Genomic DNA, 18,891 nt, shown 5'->3' with positions numbered 1-18,891 from the left:
GCACCGATCTGCAGCATCTAGTAGGGTTCGCAGTCCCTTCCATCTCACGTCGTGGAGAACCCCCGGATGAGCAACGCCCCCCGGCCCAGCTGGCTGGCCCGCCTCGCGGCCCTCGCGCTCGCCCTGACCGTCACCAGCAACGTCAGCGCCGCCGACATCGACATCCCCTACGAGAAGTTTGTGCTCGACAACGGCCTGCGAGTGATCGTGCACGAGGATCGCAAGGCGCCGATCGTGGCCGTGAGCATCTGGTATCACGTGGGCAGCAAGGACGAGCCGCAGGGCAAGAGCGGATTCGCTCACCTCTTCGAGCACCTCATGTTCAACGGCACGGAAAACTACGACGACGAGTTCTTCCGCCCCCTCGAAGACGTCGGCGCCACCCAGTTGAACGGCACCACCTACTTCGACCGCACGAACTACTTCGAGACCGTGCCCACACCGGCGCTCGAACTGGCCCTGTTCCTCGAGTCCGACCGCATGGGCCACCTACTCGGCGCCATCACCCAGGAGAAGCTCGACGAGCAGCGCGACGTGGTGAAGAACGAGAAGCGCCAGGGTGACAATCAGCCTTACGGCCTCGTTAACTACAAGATGCTCGAAGGCATCTTCCCGGAAGGTCACCCCTACCGCTGGTCGCCGATCGGCTCCATGGAGGATCTGAACAACGCCTCCCTGGACGATGTGAAGGAGTGGTTCAAGACGCGCTACGGACCTAACAACGCCGTGCTGGTGCTGGCCGGCGACATCGACGCGGCGACGGCGAAGCCCCTGATCGAGAAATACTTCGGCGACATCCCGCCGGGACCGCCCTTGCATCGCCGTCGCGAGTGGGTGCCGCGCCTCGACGCCAACGTCTACGAGACCATGCAGGATCGCGTGCCCCAGACGCGCCTCTACCGCTCCTGGCCGGCGCCTGCCACCAACAACCCCCAAGTCCAGCGCCTGGACCTCGCGGCGGCCGCCCTCGGCAGCGGCAAGAACTCACGCCTTTACAAGGCCCTGGTGTACGACACGCAGCTCGCCACCAGCGTCTCCGCCACCATGAGCGAGCTCGAGATCGCCGGTAACTTCGACATCGAGGTGACCCTCAACCCCGACGCGGATCTCGACCAAGCGATCGAGATCCTCGACGCCACCATCGCCGAGTTCCTGAAGACCGGCCCCACCAACGATGAGATCGAGCGTGCCCGCACGTCGATCGAAGCGGGCGTGGTGCGCGGCCTCGAGCAGGTCGGCGGCTTCGGCGGCAAGGCCACCACCTTGGCCCGTGGCGAACTCTACGCCGGCAACCCCGCCGACTACGCAGTGCGCCTGGCACGCCTCAACGAGGCGACGTCCAAGGAAGTGAAGGCGATCGCCAACGACTGGCTCTCGCAGGGCTACTACCAGCTCGTGGTGAGCCCGTACGGCGATCCCAGCGCCACCAGCGCCGGCGTCGATCGCTCGAGTCTGCCGGAGCCCTCGGGCGAGGCGAACCTGAGCTTCCCGACCATCGAGCGCGCCACGCTCTCGAACGGCATCGAAGTGGCCCTGGCCAGGCGCTCGACGGTGCCCGTGGTCAACGTGGCCGTTCAGTTCGATGCGGGCTACGCCGCCGACGTCGGGCGCAAGCTCGGCACGTCGAGCTTCGCCCTCGCCATGCTGGATGAGGGCACGGCTGACCGTACGGCGTTGGAGATCAGCGCCACCGCCGAGCGCCTGGGCGCCAGCATCAGCGCGGGCTCCAACCTCGACGTCTCCACGGCCAGCCTGTCCGCCCTCGTCGATAAGCTGGATCCGTCGCTGGAGCTGTTCGCCGATGTAGTGCGCAATCCGCTCTTCGCCGAGGCGGAGATCGAACGCCTGCGCCGTCGTTGGCTCGCCACCATCGGCCAGGAGAAGGTGCAGCCCGTGGGCCTCGCCCTGCGCGCCCTGCCGCCGCTGCTGTACGGCGAGGGCCACGCCTACGCCATTCCCTTCACGGGCTCCGGCACGGAGGCCTCCATCACCTCGCTCACGCGGGAGGACCTGGCCGAGTTCCACCGCCAGTGGATCCGCCCCTCGAACGCCACCATCTACGTCGCCGGCGATACGGACCTCGAGCGCATCGTGCCGCTGCTCGAGAAGCACTTCGGCAAGTGGAAGGACACGATCGACAGTCCGCCGGAGAAGGTGGTGGCGCAGGTACCCGATCAGGAAGGCTCTCGCGTGTTCCTGATCAACCGCCCGGCAGCGCCCCAAACCCTGATCCTGGCGGGCCACCTGGCACCGCCCAAGGGCGACCCCGCGAACATGGCGATCGAAACCATGAACGACGCCCTGGGCGGGCAGTTCACGGCGCGCATCAACATGAACCTGCGCGAGGACAAGGGTTGGGCCTACGGCGCCTACTCGATCCTCTACGACGCGCGCGGCCAGCGCCCCTGGCTGCTCTACGCGCCCGTGCAGAGTGACCGCACCGGCGATGCGATCGCCGAGATGCAGCGTGAGGTGGCCGAGTACACGGGCGAACGCCCGACCACCGAGGAAGAGGTTGCCCGGGTGGTGAACAACGCCGTTCGGTCCTTACCCGGGCAGTTCGAGACGGCCGGCGCCGTGCTCGGCGCCATGCTGTCGAACGCGCGCTACGGGCGCCCGGACGACTACGTGCGCACCCTGGTGCCCCGCTACCAGGCGCTGGAGACGCAGGCCGTGCGGGAGCAGGCTCAGCGCGTGCTCAAGGACAAGCCGATCACCTGGGTCATCGTGGGTGATCTCAGTGCTATCCAGGAGCAGGTAGAGGCCTTGGCGCTCGGCCCCGTTGAGGTGCTCGAGGTATCTGACCTCTAGGCGGATCGCCCAGACCCGCGGCGTGGCTCATGGCCGCGCCGCGGGGGCTTGCGCGTCTGTCCAGCGTTCGCGACCCTCCAGCCAAGCCGTCGCTGGTTCGATCGACATTGGCTCAGCTACCCACGGTCTCTGCCGCAGCGAGCCCCCAATGCTCGTCAAGGCGCAGGCCCAAACCTCACTCTGAGCGCTGAATGGCAGCGACGCCCCTTCGACCGGCAGTCGTCGCCCCCGGGCCGAGAACTGCGTGATCCACACCGCACTTTGACGGCGCGCCCTTGCGCCAGCGTGAACTGTTGCGCCGGGCGCAACCCACCGCAGAGGCATACTTGCGCGGAGCGCATCTCCGGACCCCACGCTTGAACGCCATGCAATCGCGCCCTACGCACGCCCGCTTCGGGCCGATCTCGCTGCTTCTGGCGGCCGCCACGCTGTGTGCGATGCCCGCCATGGGCCTCGATCGCGATCTGCAGAGCAGCCAGTGGATTGAGCGTCATTGGAACTCGCGCAACGGCCTGCCCTCGGAGACCGTCTGGGAGGTGCACCAGGACGGCGATGGATACCTGTGGATCGCCACCGACATAGGCCTCCTGCGCTTCGATGGCCTGGACTTCCACCTGTTCAATGGCGAAGCGGTGGAGGCCTTTCGCAGCAACGACGTACGTAGCCTCGACGAGGCCAGCGATGGCACCTTGTGGGTGGGCACCTACGGGGGTGGTGTTCTGCGGCGTCGGAACGGTCGCTTCGAACGCTTCGACGAGAGCCAGGGACTGGTAAGCCCAGTCGTCTTCAGCGTACGCGTCGATGGCGAGGACAACGTCTGGGCTGGCACCACGTCGGGCGTTTGCCGCATGCGGCAGTCCGAGGCGGTTTTCCAGTGCTGGACGCCCGAGGACGGCGTCGCCGAGGGGCGAGCCGCCCGGATCTCCGTGAGTGAGCAGGGCGATGTATGGGTGGGCTCATTGGATGCAGGCTTGACCCTGTTCCGGGATGAGCAGATTACCGTGTTCGATACGGACGACGGTCTCAACAGCGCACAGATCTTCTTTACCCACGACGACCCGGACCTCGGCGTCTTCGTGGGCACCTACGCGGGCGGTCTCTATTCGGTCGACCCAAGTGAGGGGGTCACGCCGCTGCCTCGCGGCGGCATCCCCGACGACGCCGTGGTGCTGAGCGCGACTCGAGACCTCGATAACACGCTGTGGCTAGGAATAAATCAAGGTGGCTTGCGCAGCTATCCAGATGGGCGCCTTATACGAACGAACAGTTTCGATAACCCCCACCCGTTTGGCATAAGCGTTGATCGTGATGGCGCGCTATGGGCAGCAACCACAGTCGGCTTATTTCAGTTTCGCGACGGGGACTTCACGCCGTGGGGTGCGCCGGAAGGCCTTGCCAACAGCACCTTCGTGCTCGCCGAGAACCCAAAGACCAAAGCGGTATGGGTTGGCACGGAAGGCAAGGGGCTATACCGAATCGCGCCGAATGGCGACATCGCCCACTTCACGACCGAACAAGGGCTCCCCGCGAACAGCGTCTCCGCGCTCTGGATGGACGATGATGGCACCCTGTGGGTGGGCACCTTCGGCGGCGGTATCGCGATCATGCGAGAGGGCACCGTCGAGGACATCATCAACGCGGACGATGGCCTCGCATCAAACCAGATTGCGGTCGTCTTTCGCGACCTTGACGATGTCGTATGGATCGGTACTCCCGCCGGAGTCAATCGCCTCCGCGCGCAAGAGATCACCCATACGCTGACGATCGACGATGGTCTTCCAACCAACTTCGTCCGACACATCGCGCAGCGAGGTGCCGGTCAACTACTCCTATCCACGGAGGAGGGCATCGCGTTTCTGGCTCCCGATTCGATCGAGGTTACCCGTGTGCTGGATGTGGACAGCGGCCTCGACAACGAGGTGATCGGTGCCACCTACGTCGACGACCGCGGCATCGTCTGGATCGGCAACCGCAACGGCGGACTCAGCCGCCTGGACGGCGACACGCTTTTCCAGTTCAAGCCCGAGCACGGTGTGAGTGCTCGCTCGGTCATGGCCATCACCGAGGATCTAGAGGGCAATCTCTGGCTCGCAGGTCGGGCGGGGATCTCGCGGATTGATCGCGCCGAACTGGATGCTGTGGCCCGCAGCGAGCAAACCCATGTGTCCTATCAGCGACGCTTCCGAGAGTCCGACGGCCTGCGCAGCCCAAAGGTCTTTGGCGGGTTCCAGCCCCCTATGTTGCGCGCCAGCGACGGGCGGGTGTGGATCGCCACCAATCGTGGCGCCACCGTGGTGGAACCCTCGCAGCTACGAACACCGGACACTCACCTGTCTGTCGTCATCGAAGCGGTACGTGCGGACGATCGACCTATCCCCCTGACAGACCCGATCCGGATTCCCGCCGGCGCCCGCGGCGTGGAAATCGACTATACGGTGCCGCGCTTGAACGATGCGGATCAGATGCGGTTTCGCTATCGACTCCACAGTGGCAGCAACCGTTGGCAGAACGCTGGCGTGAGACGAACGGCTTTCTTCACGTCCCTACCACCGCGCGCCCGCACCTTCGAGGTGCAAGCCACCTGGGAGGATCGTATCGATGGTTTCATGGAAGCGACCAGCACGCCGCTAGCGCTCTACGTGGAGCCGACGTGGCACCAGAGCCGCTGGTTCCAGGGATTGCTGTTGGTGCTGCTGCCAGCGCTACTCTTCCTTGGCTACCGCATCGCTTTGAGCGATCAGCGCCGCCGCCAGCGCTCCCTGCAACGGCTGGTCGACCAACGCACCTCAGAGCTGCGATCAGCGCTCGAGACGGTGGAGCAGATGTCCCGTCGCGACCCCCTCACCCAGGTGGCCAACCGGCGACACTTCGAGGAACGTCTGCGCGAAGAGTGGGCACGCACGGTGCGCCATCGCCTGCCCTTGAGCGTGATGATGCTCGATATCGACTACTTCAAGCAGTACAACGACAGCGCCGGGCACCTAGAGGGTGACGATTGCCTGAGGGCCGTGGCGGGCGCCTTGGCGGAACACGTACGCCACCACGACTTCGTCGCGCGCTACGGGGGCGAGGAGTTCATCGTCCTGCTCCCCGACACCAGTGGCGAGCAAGCCCGAGTGGTGGCCGAGCGTCTGCTGGTCGGCATCCGAGCCCTCGCCTTACCGCACCCAGGGCGGCCGGATGCGATCGGCGTGGTCACCGCGAGCGGCGGCTTCGCCACGGCGGAACCTGGTCATGTCGACCATCCGGAAGAACTGATCAAGCGCGCCGACGAGGCCCTCTACCTGGCCAAGCGCCAAGGCCGCGACCGCGTGGTCTTCGATCGCGACCCGAAGCGCCAGACGGCCTGACGCCTCGCCGCCAGCCGATCAATCCACGCCCAGGTGGCGCTCCAGGAACTGCGCCACCTGCGTGTAGGCGGTCACCCGATTGCCCAGGCGCGAGATGCTGTGGCCCTCATCAGCAAAGCGCAGGTACTGCGCCTGCCCCAGGTTGTCGCGGATGGCCTGCACGAAGCGGTCTGACTCGGTAACCGGGTCACGTGGGTCGTTGGCCCCGTGGATCACCAGCACCGGCGACTTGATGCGATCGACATTGTTGATGGGCGAGATGCTACGGAAGAACTCGCGGTCGTCGGGGTCGTTGATGTCGCCGTATTCGATACGGTCACTGGCCTTGAGCGCCGGCGATGCCTCCTCCAACGCACGCACCCAGTCGGATACCCCGACGAAGGACACGCCGGCCGCAAACAGATCCGGGAACTCACCGAGACCGGCGTTCGTGAGATAGCCCCCGTAGGAGCCCCCCATCAGGGCGACGCGCTCGGCGTCCACTCGCCCGTCTGCGCGCAGGAACCCGACCGCATCGGCCATATCGCGCACGGCGTTCGGCCGTTGGCGCTGATTGTCCAGGCGGGCAAAGCGCTTACCGAAGCCCGTCGAGCCACGGAAGTTGAGGTCGAACACCGCCACACCCCGGGCCACCAGGTACTGGGTGACGGCCCGGAAACTCGGGCGTGCCTGCCCCGTCGGCCCACCATGGACCATCATGACCACCGGTGGCCTAGGGCCTTGCCCGTCTATTTCGTTAGGTAGATAGAGCAAGCCGTTCAGGCGCACGCCGTCTCGTGCCTCGAAGTAGAGCGACTGGGGTTCCACCATCGCGGCGCGATCCAGGCCTGCGGTGGATGCGGGCACCACCGCATGGGTCTCGCCCGCCGCCACGTCCCACACCCAGAGGTCGCCCGGTGTTCGTGGGCCTGTCACCTGCACCATCAGTCGCGGGGCGTGGTGCGCTCCACTGAGGTTGTAGACGCCCCGCGGCAGCACTCCCGGCGCGTGCAGGGTGCGCCCCGTGCGCAGATCGCGCACCTGCAGGCGACTGTAGCCGCCATCGTTGATGCCCCACGCGACGTAGCGGCCATCGCCAAAGACGGCGAGGGTCTCAACGTCTGCCTGCGGTGTCTCCAACAGGCGGAGCGACTCGGTCGCGAGCTCGAAGTAGGCCAGCGCCGAGTACTCGCGATCCTGATTGGTGAGCAGGTAGAAGCCAGCGCCGTCCGCGTCCCACACGAAGCGGCTGTAGTCGGCGGCGATTTCCGGCTTGAACAGCGGCGAGATCGCGCCGCTACTGGCATTCAAGAGGTAGACATCGTCGGCATCCTCGCCGCGGGTCTCCGTGACGATCACGGTGTCACCGTTCGGCTGCCAGGCGTTGGCGAAGAAACCGAAGCTGCCCTCGAACACCTGACGGTCTTCATCGCTCGAGAGACTGGCGACGTGGATGTCGAAGTCCACGCCGTTGCGGGCCGTCGTGGCGTAGGTGAAGTGCTCATCGTCGCTCGCGAAGCTGCCGAACACGACGAAGGCCTCCGAGGCGGGTAGCACCTCTGTCTCGCGCAAACCGTCGGCGCTGATGCGCGTGTAGCCCTGACGTTCGTTACCGTCCCGGTCAGCCCCGTAGACGATGGCCGAGCCATCGGGCACCCAGCGGAAGCTGCGCACCCCGCGGCCGAAGGTGAGTTGGCGCGGGAATCCGCCGTCCACGGGCACAATCCACAGCTGAGGCTCGCCGGTGACGCCCGTCACGTAGGCGAGCTGACGCCCGTCCGGCGACAGCTCGCCACTGGCGCCGCGTGCCATCAGGTAGCGCACGATATCCGGCCGCCCCCCCGCCAGGGCAGGCGTTTCGCTGGACGCGCTGGGCACATCCTCCGGCCATGGCCAATCGCTCTGCGCCTGCGCGGAGAGCGGCGGCAGGATCACCCCAAGCAACAGAGCGCCTAGGAAAGCCCGCCGCGTCGGCGCGCTCGCGTGCCTGATCGTCGCGAGAAGATCTCTGGTGGTCATCCGCTTCCTCCATGTCGGGGTGTGTGCCCGTCTGCACCATAGAAGAGTCTGAGCCATGATGCACTGCGAGACGCCGAGCGCTTGCTAACGTCGGCGCTGCGCGGCATTGCTTGCCGACGGATCAGCGTGCATCGCGCCTTGAGGGTTACGACATAAGAGTCCCTTGTGGCTACCTGCCCATCCTGTATTTTGCATATCGCTCCGAAGGCCGGGCAGGCACCGCCTGCGCACCCGGCCGAACGCATCACGGACAGCTATTCACAGGATGGATACCATGCCGAAGACCAAGAAGGGGACTGCGCTAGGCGCGCTCGCACGCGTTGGCCTAACAGCGAGCGTCACGGCCCTCGCCGCGTCGGCGAACGCTGCTGATATCACCACCCGACCCAGCCACAAGGGGGTCGAAGCTGCACGCCTCACCACGCCCGTGCGCCGGGCAGCTCCCGCGGCTCCCGCCGAGCGAGCCGACTACCTTGTTCGCCTAAGGGCCGCACCAGCCGCACGCGGCGGCGCCCTCGCGAACATCGACGCCGAGCACGCGAGCTTCCGCCGCGATCGCCTGGCGAAGCTGCGTGGCCGCGTCATCAGCGAGCTTCGCCTGGCCACCAACGGCTTTCTGGTCAACATGAGCGAGAGCGAGGCCAGGTCGCTGCGTGAGGATCGTCGGGTCCTCAGCGTGCGCCGCACCGGCATCTACACCAACCAGCTCGAAGACACCGTGCCCTACATCGGCGCCTCGGCCGTACAGGAGCTCGGCTTCGATGGCGCTGGCATCAAGGTCGCCGTCTTCGATAGCGGCATCGACTACACCCACGCCGACCTCGGCGGCGAAGGCACCTTGGAAGCCTACGAGGCGGCCTACGGCACCGACACTTCCGATTCGCGCAACACCTCGCGCGACGGCCTCTTCCCCACCGACCGCGTGGTGGAGGGTTTCGACTTCGTGGGTGAAGTGTGGCCGAACGGCGACCTGATCCAGGACGACGATCCCATCGACTTCGAAGGTCACGGCAGCAGCGTGGCCGACATCATCGGCGGCAACATCGGGGTGGCACCTGGCGTGGATCTCTACGCCGTGAAGGTCTGCTCCGCCGTGTCCTCCTCCTGCAGCGGCACGGCCCTGATCCAGGGCATGGAGTACGCCCTCGATCCTAACGGCGATGGCAACATGGACGACCGCGTGGACATCATCAACATGTCCCTCGGCGCCAACTACGGCCAGCCCTTCGATGACGACCTCTCGGCCGCCGTCGACAGTGCTACGGCAGCGGGCGTGCTCACCGTCGCATCCGCAGGTAACAGCGCGGACAATCCCTACATCACGGGCACCCCGGCAGCAGCCGCCACGGCCCTGTCCGTCGCCCAGACCCAGGTCCCCTCGGCCGGCTTCCAGCAGGCGGAGATCGAGGACTTCGGCAACGTAGATGCGTCCTTCCAGACCTGGTCCGGCGAACTCACGGAAGTGATCTCCGGCGTGGTCCAGTACGGCGACGGCGAGGGCGGTGCCCTCGACGGCTGCAGCCTCGACCCGGATAACCCCACCGAGTCCAACCCCTTCCCGCCGGGCTCCCTCGACGGGCAGATCGTGATGGTCGACCGCGGTGTCTGCTTCTTCTCCGAGAAGATCTTCAACATCGAACAGGCCGGCGGCATCCTCGGCATCATCGCCCAGAACACGCCGGACGCCCCCTTCCCCGGTGGCTTCGGCGACAACACGCCGGAACCGCTCATCCCGGGCTTCATGATCGGCCAGACCTCGGGCGATCCCCTGCGCGGCAGCGACACGGTGGTCACCTTCGACCCGGCCAACGTGCGCTCGCTGGTCGGCAGCGTGGTGGCCTCTTCCTCGCGTGGTCCCTCGGGCTTCGATAACCGCATCAAGCCGGAGATCGGCGCACCGGGTGCCAACGTCTCCGTGGCCACGGGTACCGGCACCGCTCGCCGCGTGTTCGGTGGCACCTCAGGCGCCGCACCGATGGTCGCCGGCTCCGCCGCTCTTCTCCTGCAGGCCAGCCCCGGCTCCAGCCCACTGGATCTGAAGCAGGCGCTGATCAACGGTGCGGAGACCGACATCCAGAACGATGACACCTTCTCCCTGCTCGCTCCGATCTCGCGTATCGGCGGCGGTGAGGTTCGCGTCGACAGCTCCTTCGCCCTCCCGGCGGTCGCCTACGACGCCGATGACGAAGCCGGCGGTGGTCTGAGCTTCGGCGTCGTGCGCGCCGGGCGTACCACGGCCACCCGCGTGCGCAACCTCGCGGTGAAGAACATCTCCGACGAGCCCTTGAGCTACACGGTCACGCCCACCTTCCGCTACGAAGAGGATGCCGCCTCCGGCGCCGCTGCCGTGGAAGTGGCCGAGACCATCACCGTGGCCCCGGGCAGCACGGCGACTGTGCCTGTGACCTTGAGCATCACGCCGGCCAACCTGCCGGACAACGCCATGGACTCAGGACTGGCAGGTAACGATCCCGGTCCCTTGACCACTCAGGAGATCGACGGTTACCTGGTGCTCACCGCCGAAGACCACGAGCTCACCGTGCCCTGGCACGTGCTGCCGCTGAAGGTGGCCCACACCATCCCCGACAGCTTCGAGTTCAGCACCGGCGGCGAGGGCGCTACGGTGGGTCTGACCAACTTCGCCTTCGGTACCGCGCAGATCGACACGTTCTCCCTCCTGGGCACGAGCGACGACCTGCCGGAGGGCGACGCGGGTGCCCAGAGCCCGGTGCCCGACCTGCGCGCAGTCGGTGTGGCCACCTTCGAGTCCACCTGTGCCGCTGGCTTCACATGGGCCTTCGGGGTGAACGCTTGGGAGACCGCCACGCACCTGTTCCCCGTGCGCTACCAGGTGGTGCTGGATACGAACCGTGATGGCATCGACGACTTCGCCATCTTCAACCAGGATCTCGATCCCGCCGTCTCCAACAGCAACCAGGCGACCTTCGTGGAAGATCTCGCCACCGGCGCCCAGTCAGCGTTCTTCTTCACCGTGCACTCGATGAACAGCGGCAACGTGCAGCTGCTCATCTGCGGTGAGCAGGTGGGCCTCACGGCGGAGGACATCGGCGTCACGCCGGTGGACGCTCGCTTCGAAGCAATCGACTTCTACTTCGGCACCGGCGTCACCGACACGATCGATGGCATCACCATCACGCCGGCCGGTGAGCAGTACGTCGGCGCCGTCGAGGACATCCCCGGTCGCACGCAGGGCCTGGTGGAGATCAGCGACTTCGGCAAACTGCCCGAAAACTCGCAGGAAATCGGCGTCATGCTGATGACCGACGGGGTGCGGGCACTGCCGGGCGCGGCGTCGCGTCGTACGGCAGCGGTGCTGCTGGAAGCGACCGAGTAGCCTGAAGCGATAGGCCGGTGTCGGAGCCCGAGGTTCCGGCATCGGTTACCAAAGGGGCGAGCCGCTTGCGGTTCGCCCCTTTTTTTCACCCGGCCGGCAGCAGGTCGAGGGTCAGCGGGCGCGGTGGACCCTCGAAGCCTTGGCGGTGGCGGGCGCGTCGCCCAAGCGACCAAAGCGCCGATTGCGCAGGGCGAAGGCCTCGATGGCGTCGGCGAAGTCTTGTGCGGTGAAATCCGGCCACAGGACGTCGGTGAAGTGCAGCTCGGCGTAGGCGCACTCGAGCAGGAGAAAGTCACTCAAACGACGCTCACCGCCGCTGCGGATCAGCAGATCGACATCGCTGATCGGCTGCCTGGCGTGCACGAGAGCGGCGAGGCGATCGCGTAGGTGAGATGCGTCATGGGATTTCTCCGACGGCGGTCGCCCGGGGATCGACGGGCGGTTGGCCACCGCGCCGCCGCTCGCCAGGCGCTCGACGCTCTCGCGGCTGGAGTAGTCCACGGCGATCCGCAGCCGCATACGGTCACCCTCCGCGGTGGCCGCCTCCGCCGCATCGATGGCGCCGCGCAAGGCCCTGCCCAGGCGATCGCGTCGACCGATCACCTCGAGGGCGATCCCCTGCTCGAGGCAGGTACGCACTTCCTGCCGCAGGTACTCCTGAAACAGGGCCATGAGCACGGTCGTCTCGCCGAGGGGTCGCTGCCAGTTGTCACTGGAGAACGCGAACAGGGTGAGTTCCGCCACCTGCCGCTCGACCGCACACTCGACGATGCGGCGCACGGCCTTGGCTCCCCGGCGGTGTCCGGCGCTTCGCGGCAGACCTCGGCGGGTGGCCCAGCGACCGTTGCCGTCCATGATGATGGCGACGTGCGCCGGTGTTTTCCGCATAGTACTTTGCACTACAGAGTGAATAGGCAATGAAAGGGGTCAGCTATGCCGGGTCGCGGCGATCAGTGACTCCATGTGCTCGAGGTAGCGCTCGAGGGCCCGCCGGCCCTTCGCCAGCAGACGGTATTCGCTGCGCGGACTGCGCCCCTCGAACACCTTGCGACAGGAGACGTAGCCCGCCTGTTCCAGCTTGCGCGCATGGCCGGCGAGATTGCCGTCCGTGAGACCAAACAGTTGCTTCAACTCGGAGAACGTCAGCATATCGTGCACTGCCAGCGCGCTGACGATACCGAGGCGAATACGCTCGTAGATCAGCCGGTCGTGATCGCTGTCCGGCCCCTTGCCGATGCTGCTGCTCACCGCATCGAGCGCTGCACGCTTGCGCTCGCCCGCCTCTCCCTCTGCGGGCGATCTCCGCGTGGCGCTACGCTTGCTCGACTCAGCCACCGTGCTCCCTCCAGATGTACGCGCCGACAGCGATGTGCGACAGGCCGAAGCCGGCGATTAGCCAATACTGCTGTTGAGGCACCTCCAGCACGACGCACGGCAGGCCACAGGCGAGGCACAGCAGTCCGAGCACGCGGACCGCACGCACGGACACGGCGCCGGCGGCACATACGCTGGCGCCATAGCCCAACAACCAAGTCGCCGCCACCAGCGTCAGCTGTCCGCGCGAGAGCATCGCGATCGACAAAGTGCCACAGGCCAAAAAGCCGGGCAGCAGCGCGAACAGGAAGCGTCGCCCTACCCCCTGCGCCACCATGCTCGCGCCATTGCGTGCCGCCTTGCGCATCATCATGAAGATGCCCGCCGGACCGGCGATAGCGGCAGCAGCGAGCCAGATGAACGGCCACCAGTCGGCGAGCGAGGCCATGCTGAGGGTCAGGATACCCGCCACGCACGCCATCACCCCAGCGAAGACCGTCGCCGCTCCGGACACGGAGGTGAAGGCACCGCCCGACGCCATGGTGGCGCGGATGTAGCGCAGATTGACTTCAGCCGCGCTGCGCAACGCCGTCGGGGCTTGAGTCTGAGGGGTAGCCATGGTCGCGACCCTATCGAAACGCCTACCTGGGGTCAATGCTACAGAGTACTTTTCGCCATAAAGTGCGAGCTGGTCATCGTCACGGATGATGACCAGCTCTACTTGCGCCCTTCGGGCCAGCGCCAGGTCGGCTGATCGAGCATCGACTGACCGCACACCGCCGTCTCACCCAGCTCGCGCTCGAGCTGCAAGGTCTGGCAGTGCGGCGCGGCTTCCAGCGCGGCGATCAGACGCGAGGCGTGGGAGACCACCCACACCTGAGTGCGCGCCGATGCGGTGGTGATCAGTCTGGCTAAGGCAGGCAATAGGTCCGGGTGCAGACTCGTTTCCGGCTCGTTCAGCACCATCAGGGGCGGCGGTCGTGGCGTGAGCAGCGCCGCTACCAGTAGCAGGTAGCGCAGCGTGCCGTCGGACAGCTCGCTCGCGTCGAGGGGGCGCAGCAGCCCCGGCTGGTTGAGGCGCACGGACAGCCAACCCGCCTCGCTCGCCTGCACGTCCACCGCTGCTCCGGGGAACGCGTAGTCGATGGCGTCGTCCAGGGCCGCGACATCACCGATCTCGCGAATCGTCTCCAAGGCGGCGGCGAGGTGGCGGCCCTCGTCGTCCAGCGCCGTGGTGCGCGTGCCCACCTGGGGCTGGCGCGCGGGGGCATCGGCGTCGGTGCGAAGGTGATCGTAAAAGCGCCACGCACGCATGCGCTCTCGCAGGGTGAGTACTTCGGGCGCCTGGTCAGGATCGGCGAGGTGCGTGAGCACGCTGTCGAAGCCGCTCATGTGCTGGGTCACCACGTGCCACTCGCGGCCGCGGCGAACACGCACCATCGGACCGCGCCGTTCGAGCAAGGTCGAGGCGGGACGCCAGGCGGGCCCCGCCCAGATGCACTCGTGCTTGATCAGAGGATCCCGGCCGAAATGCGACGTGCGTCGGCTGCCGTCGGCCAGCACCACCTGTGGGGTGGATTCGGGCAAGCCCAGACCGATCGCGTAGCCGAAGTCCTCACCGCCGAATCCCAGGCGAAGGCGCACCACGTGCTGGCGTGGTTGCCCCTGCACGGGCACTTCGCCGCGGCGCATGCGGGCGCCGACGGTTTCCGGCCCGGCCCACAGCACGGAAGACAGGCCACCTTCACGCGCGAGCGGGGCTACGGGACCATCGCTCGCCGCGGCGGCCAGCAGGCGCAGGGCGCGATAGAGATTGGACTTACCGCTGCCGTTGGGGCCACAGACCACGTTCAGCCCGCCCAAGGGCGCGATCAACTCACGCAGGGAGCGATAGTTGGCCACGGCGAGGGTGCTGAGGCCATCCTCTCGCGCGTGCTCTTCCCTATCCATCCGCCTCGCTCCATCCCCGGCCGCCTTCCCCGAACAGTGCCTGGCGCATAGCAGCGCCGCAAGCCGGTTGAGCGGCCGAATCACGACCACACGATGTGACGACCATCACGACTCCCGGCCACGGGGAGTAGTTAACTCGAAGCTCGCAAACACCTCGCTTCGGAGAACGGCAGGGATGATCTGGCACACGCGCCGCAGCCACCCGACTCGCGCGCTCACGATGGCTGGACATCTAAGGCTTGGCGGCCTGCTTGCGATCGGGATCGTGGCCCTCGCGCCTCCCTTCGCTCACGCCCAAAGCTGCGCCGTCCCCGCGGGCGCGTCGTCGTGCCTGCGCCTGGAACTCGCCGAATCCCATCGCCACACGCTCGGCGAACTCGATCTGACCGTGACCGGCCAAGCGCCCGCCGGGGCCGCCAACGGCACGACCCCGCTGTTTGCCAGCCAACTGAACCTCACGGGCCTCGACGGGCGACTGCGCTACGAGTTGCGATACGCCTTCGACACCGGCGACATCCTCCGCGCCCCGGCCGACGAGGCGGCACGCCTGCACACCCTCGCGGCGGAGCAGCGCGAGCAGCGCTGGGGCCTGCGCCTGGCCACGATAGGCGGCCATCCCGCCGTGCTCGAGCATCGCCTGACGACGCAGCAGCGCTGGACCGTCCACGGCGTGCGCCTGCAGGGCGAGGAAAGCACGGAGTTGCGCTGGCAATCGCCCCGCGCGGATATCGAGTTGCACATGCGCGCGCCTCGCGCGGACCAGGTCGACGGCGCCACGGGGCTGCGCTGTGACACCTCGGCGTCGATGACCCTCAAGCCCGGCGCCGAGGGGAGATCCGTGCGCTTGCGGGCCAAGGGCTGCAAGCTGCCAGCGTCCGCTGGCGAGGGCGTCGGGAGCGACGGCGCGGCGTCCGCCCTCGAGCTCAGCTACCGTCGCGAAGATACCGTCGGCAGCGATACGATTCGTCTCGAGCAGCTCGCCGCCCGCCCCATCGGCGCGCCACGCGCCACGCACACCTATCGATTCCAATGGCAACATCAACGCAGGCTCGGCGCCTGGCGCACGGCCGCGCAGGCATCGCTGCGCCACCAGCAGGGTGCCGCGGCGACTGATCCAACCCTGCGCGCAACGGACTCCGCCTTGCAGTGGGCGGCCAACGCCTCCATCGCGCGCGAGTTGAACGGCGGCACCGCCTTCGCCCGCTGGAGCAGCTCAAGCGCAGCTGCCCCCCTGTACGCCCCACCGGCCGTCGGGCGCACCGACCGGCTCCACCTGGGCGTGGATCTCTCGCGTTGGCTCGTCGAGCGCATGCCGCGCGCGGCGCCGTCGCTCGTCATGCAATGGCAGGGATCGGTCTCCAGCACCCCCGACCGGCCCCGCGATCACGATCAGCGCATGGACATCAAGGTGGCCATGCGCTGGTGAGGCGGTGGCGCTAGTGTCCTGTCATGTTAGGGCGTGGTTGGCCCGCCGTCGTCTGCGAACCCTCGACGCGAGAGGACAGCGGGGCCCGGATCATCCGCGAAGACGCCATCCACCCCGTGCGTCAACAAGATTGCTAACTCCCGCTCCGCACTCAGCACGTCGCCGTGCTCGCCCAGCACGCGGAAGGGCGCCTCGGGACGCAGCGTGTAGGCGTGTACGGCGAGGCCCAGGCCCTTGGCGGCGGCGAGCAACGGATGCACCTCGCCGGTCAACCGCGGCAGCGGTGACCCGGGTCCCGCAGTCTCCCTCGGCAACAGGGCCGTAAGCCACGGTCCGAGTGCATCCGCGTAGCTATCGCCCAAGGCAGACAGGGCGTCACAGGACACCATCGATGCGTAGGTGAGCGCCTCCCCGCGTTGCATCCCCACAGCGGCGGCCAATGCACCGTACACCTCGCCGGGATCGTGGCCCGCGCGGGCGTGGTAGACCGTGTCCCAGGGGTGCGCAAACGCGAGGGCGGGGGGCTCGGGCGCGTTGCCCAGATCGCCGAGCAGTTGCACCAGCGGCAGCTTGACCCCCGCCGTTGGCATGATGCGATGGGCGAGCTGCAGCAGATTCTCGATTTCGAAGGACTGGATGTAGACGCGAGCCGGGTCGACGAAGTCCTCCGCCTTCAGCGTATCGATGAGCATCTGGCTGATGGACTGTGCAATCGCGGTGCCGTCGAGGTGGTGCCCCTCATGGGAGAAATAGGTGGGGTGCTTGGTCTCCGGGTAGATTCCAACCGCCCTGTCCGCCCCTTCGAGCTCGCGCACGAGGGCGATGATTTCAGCCAGGGTGGGAATGGTCTCGGCGGGGAAGCGAGCGTCGTTCTGAGGGCGAAGCTCGGGCAGGCGCTCGCGCGCGCGCAGGGTGCGCAGCTCGGCCAGGGTGAAGTCTTCGGCGAACCAGTCGGTGCGCGCCTCGCCGTCCACGCGCTTGGTCGTTCGGCGGTTCGCGAAGTGCGCGAGCTCAGCCACGTTGGTCGTGTCGTCGAGGCTGTTCTCATGGCGTGCCACCAGCACGCCATCGCGCGTGAGCACCAGATCGGGCTCGATGAAGTCGGCGCCTGCGCGAATCGCCTCGCGATAGGCCGCCAGCGTGTGCTCCGGGGCCCGCGCGCTTGCTCCGCGGTGGGCAATGATCATCGCCTGTGGGGTCGGCGAAGGCGACGCTGGCGGTGGTGTGCTGGACATGATGTTGGGCATCCCTCTTCCTGCACCGTGGCGGCGAATGGATGGGGCCGACGATGACTCACCCTAGCGAATGCTAGGATCGCGTGCGATCGCTTTGCACGTATCCCAGCGGAGGCACCCGTCTGACCGATCCACTCGATGCCCCCCGAGCCGAGGAGCAGCCCGAACCCGAGGGCCAGTACGCCCTGCTCGGGGCCAGCGTGCTCCTCGCCATGGGACTGTGGTTCTCCGCCTCGGCGGTGGTGCCGCAACTCGCCGAGGAGTGGGCCCTGGCTGGCGGTCAGTCGGGCTGGCTCACGGCCAGCGTGCAGCTGGGGTTCGTCCTGGGCGCCCTGGCGAGCGCATTCACCGGGCTCGCCGATCGCCTGCCGACGCGCACGCTGATCGCCGTGAGTGCCGCCCTCGCGGCCCTGGCCAACGCGGCGATCACCCTGCCCGGCACGGGCTTCGAAGGGGCGCTGGTCCTGCGCGGCCTCACGGGCATGCTCCTCGCGGGCGTGTACCCCCCGGGCATGAAGCTGGTCGCCAGCTGGACGCGCAAGCGGCGCGGCCTCTTCGTCGGCATGCTGATCGGGGCGCTCACGGTGGGCTCCTCCATGCCTCACCTGCTCAACGCCACCCTCGCCGATGCCGGCGGCAGCGCCCTGCCGGCCTGGCGAATGATCGTGCTCGGTGCGAGCTTACTGGCACTCCTGGGCGCCGCCCTCGCCCTGCCCCTGCGGCTCGGCCCCTTCGCCGCCCCGCCCGGCAGCGGTGCCTTTCGCTGGGGCGAGGTGCCGGCCCTTCTCGGCGCCCGTGACGTGCGCCTGGCCAACCTCGGCTACCTTGGCCACATGTGGGAGCTGTACGCCATGTGGACCTGGGTGCCGCTTTACCTATCGCTATCCTTCGCTTCGCAGGGACTCCCGGAAAGCAACGCACGCTGGGTCGCCTTCGCCACGATCGCCATCGGCGCACCTGCCTGCGTCGTGGCCGGCTGGTTTGCGGACCGCCTCGGTCGCACGGCGGTCACCGCCATCGCGATGGGTCTGTCGGGGCTGGCCGCCCTCGGCGCCGCTGCGAGCTTCTCCCATCCGCCCCTGCTCTCGGCGATCTGCCTGGTGTGGGGTGCGGCTGTAATCGCCGACAGCGCCCAGTTCAGCGCCGCGGTCAGCGAACTCACGCCACCCCATCGCATCGGCACCGCCCTCACGCTGCAGACGGCGCTGGGCTTTCTCCTCACGATGGTGAGCATCCAGCTCCTCCCCGTGGTGGCCGAGCGCGCGAGCTGGCCGATGGCCATGGCCCTGCTGGCGCTGGGTCCGATCGTCGGCGTGGCGGCGATGCTGCGCCTTCGCGCCCTGCCGGAGGCCACCGCCATGGCCGGCGGGCGCCGTTGAAGCGCAGGGCGAGTTGTAGCCTGCAACCAACCCGGTGAGCCGGGCATCAACGGGCGTACGGAACTCATCAACA

The 18,891-nt window shown here is 67.4% G+C and carries 11 protein-coding genes; 5 read left to right on the top strand and 6 right to left on the bottom strand.

The window, feature by feature from the left end; translation table 11 throughout:
- Positions 1-66: 66 nt before the first annotated feature.
- Positions 67-2,811, top strand: coding sequence for a pitrilysin family protein (locus AAF184_02585; GenBank protein ID MEO0421193.1), 2,745 nt, complete (start codon positions 67-69; stop codon positions 2,809-2,811).
- Between the two features lie 365 nt (positions 2,812-3,176).
- Complete coding sequence (locus AAF184_02580) at positions 3,177-6,161, top strand: diguanylate cyclase (protein ID MEO0421192.1); 2,985 nt, start codon at positions 3,177-3,179, stop codon at positions 6,159-6,161.
- 18 nt (positions 6,162-6,179) lie between these two features.
- On the opposite strand, the gene AAF184_02575 is transcribed toward AAF184_02580, so the two are convergent.
- Positions 6,180-8,159 carry a S9 family peptidase gene (locus AAF184_02575; GenBank protein ID MEO0421191.1) on the bottom strand — a complete coding sequence of 660 codons (1,980 nt, stop codon included), beginning with the start codon at positions 8,157-8,159 and terminating at the stop codon, positions 6,180-6,182.
- A gap of 274 nt (positions 8,160-8,433) precedes the next feature.
- On the opposite strand from AAF184_02575, the gene AAF184_02570 reads away from it, so the two are divergent.
- A complete protein-coding gene (locus AAF184_02570; GenBank protein ID MEO0421190.1) occupies positions 8,434-11,514 on the top strand; it encodes a S8 family serine peptidase in 3,081 nt (1,026 codons plus the stop codon).
- A 111-nt stretch (positions 11,515-11,625) separates the two neighbouring features.
- Here AAF184_02570 and uppS read toward each other — a convergent pair whose 3' ends face one another.
- From uppS to AAF184_02550, 4 genes are all read right to left on the bottom strand, one after another.
- Positions 11,626-12,402: a polyprenyl diphosphate synthase gene (gene uppS, locus AAF184_02565; GenBank protein ID MEO0421189.1), complete on the bottom strand. Its 777-nt coding sequence runs from the start codon at positions 12,400-12,402 to the stop codon at positions 11,626-11,628.
- 39 nt (positions 12,403-12,441) lie between these two features.
- Positions 12,442-12,849, bottom strand: coding sequence for a transcriptional regulator (locus AAF184_02560; GenBank protein ID MEO0421188.1), 408 nt, complete (start codon positions 12,847-12,849; stop codon positions 12,442-12,444).
- On the bottom strand, positions 12,842-13,447 hold the full coding sequence (locus AAF184_02555) for a hypothetical protein (GenBank protein MEO0421187.1): 606 nt from the start codon (positions 13,445-13,447) through the stop codon (positions 12,842-12,844). The genes AAF184_02560 and AAF184_02555 overlap by 8 nt, the downstream gene beginning before the upstream one ends.
- Positions 13,448-13,545: 98 nt before the next feature.
- Positions 13,546-14,778: an AAA family ATPase gene (locus AAF184_02550; GenBank protein MEO0421186.1), complete on the bottom strand. Its 1,233-nt coding sequence runs from the start codon at positions 14,776-14,778 to the stop codon at positions 13,546-13,548.
- A 175-nt stretch (positions 14,779-14,953) separates the two neighbouring features.
- On the opposite strand from AAF184_02550, the gene AAF184_02545 reads away from it, so the two are divergent.
- Complete coding sequence (locus AAF184_02545) at positions 14,954-16,204, top strand: hypothetical protein (GenBank protein ID MEO0421185.1); 1,251 nt, start codon at positions 14,954-14,956, stop codon at positions 16,202-16,204.
- A gap of 26 nt (positions 16,205-16,230) precedes the next feature.
- On the opposite strand, the gene AAF184_02540 is transcribed toward AAF184_02545, so the two are convergent.
- On the bottom strand, positions 16,231-17,451 hold the full coding sequence (locus AAF184_02540; GenBank protein ID MEO0421184.1) for a glycerophosphodiester phosphodiesterase family protein: 1,221 nt from the start codon (positions 17,449-17,451) through the stop codon (positions 16,231-16,233).
- 71 nt (positions 17,452-17,522) lie between these two features.
- Here AAF184_02540 and AAF184_02535 point away from each other — a divergent pair, with 71 nt between their 5' ends.
- A complete protein-coding gene (locus AAF184_02535; GenBank protein ID MEO0421183.1) occupies positions 17,523-18,818 on the top strand; it encodes an MFS transporter in 1,296 nt (431 codons plus the stop codon).
- Positions 18,819-18,891 lie beyond the last annotated feature (73 nt).

It is taken from the genome of Pseudomonadota bacterium, from assembly GCA_039815145.1.
In the GTDB taxonomy this organism is placed as follows: Bacteria; Pseudomonadota; Gammaproteobacteria; order Steroidobacterales; family JBCBZW01; genus JBCBZW01.
This window is presented reverse-complemented; position numbering and strand designations above follow the sequence as displayed.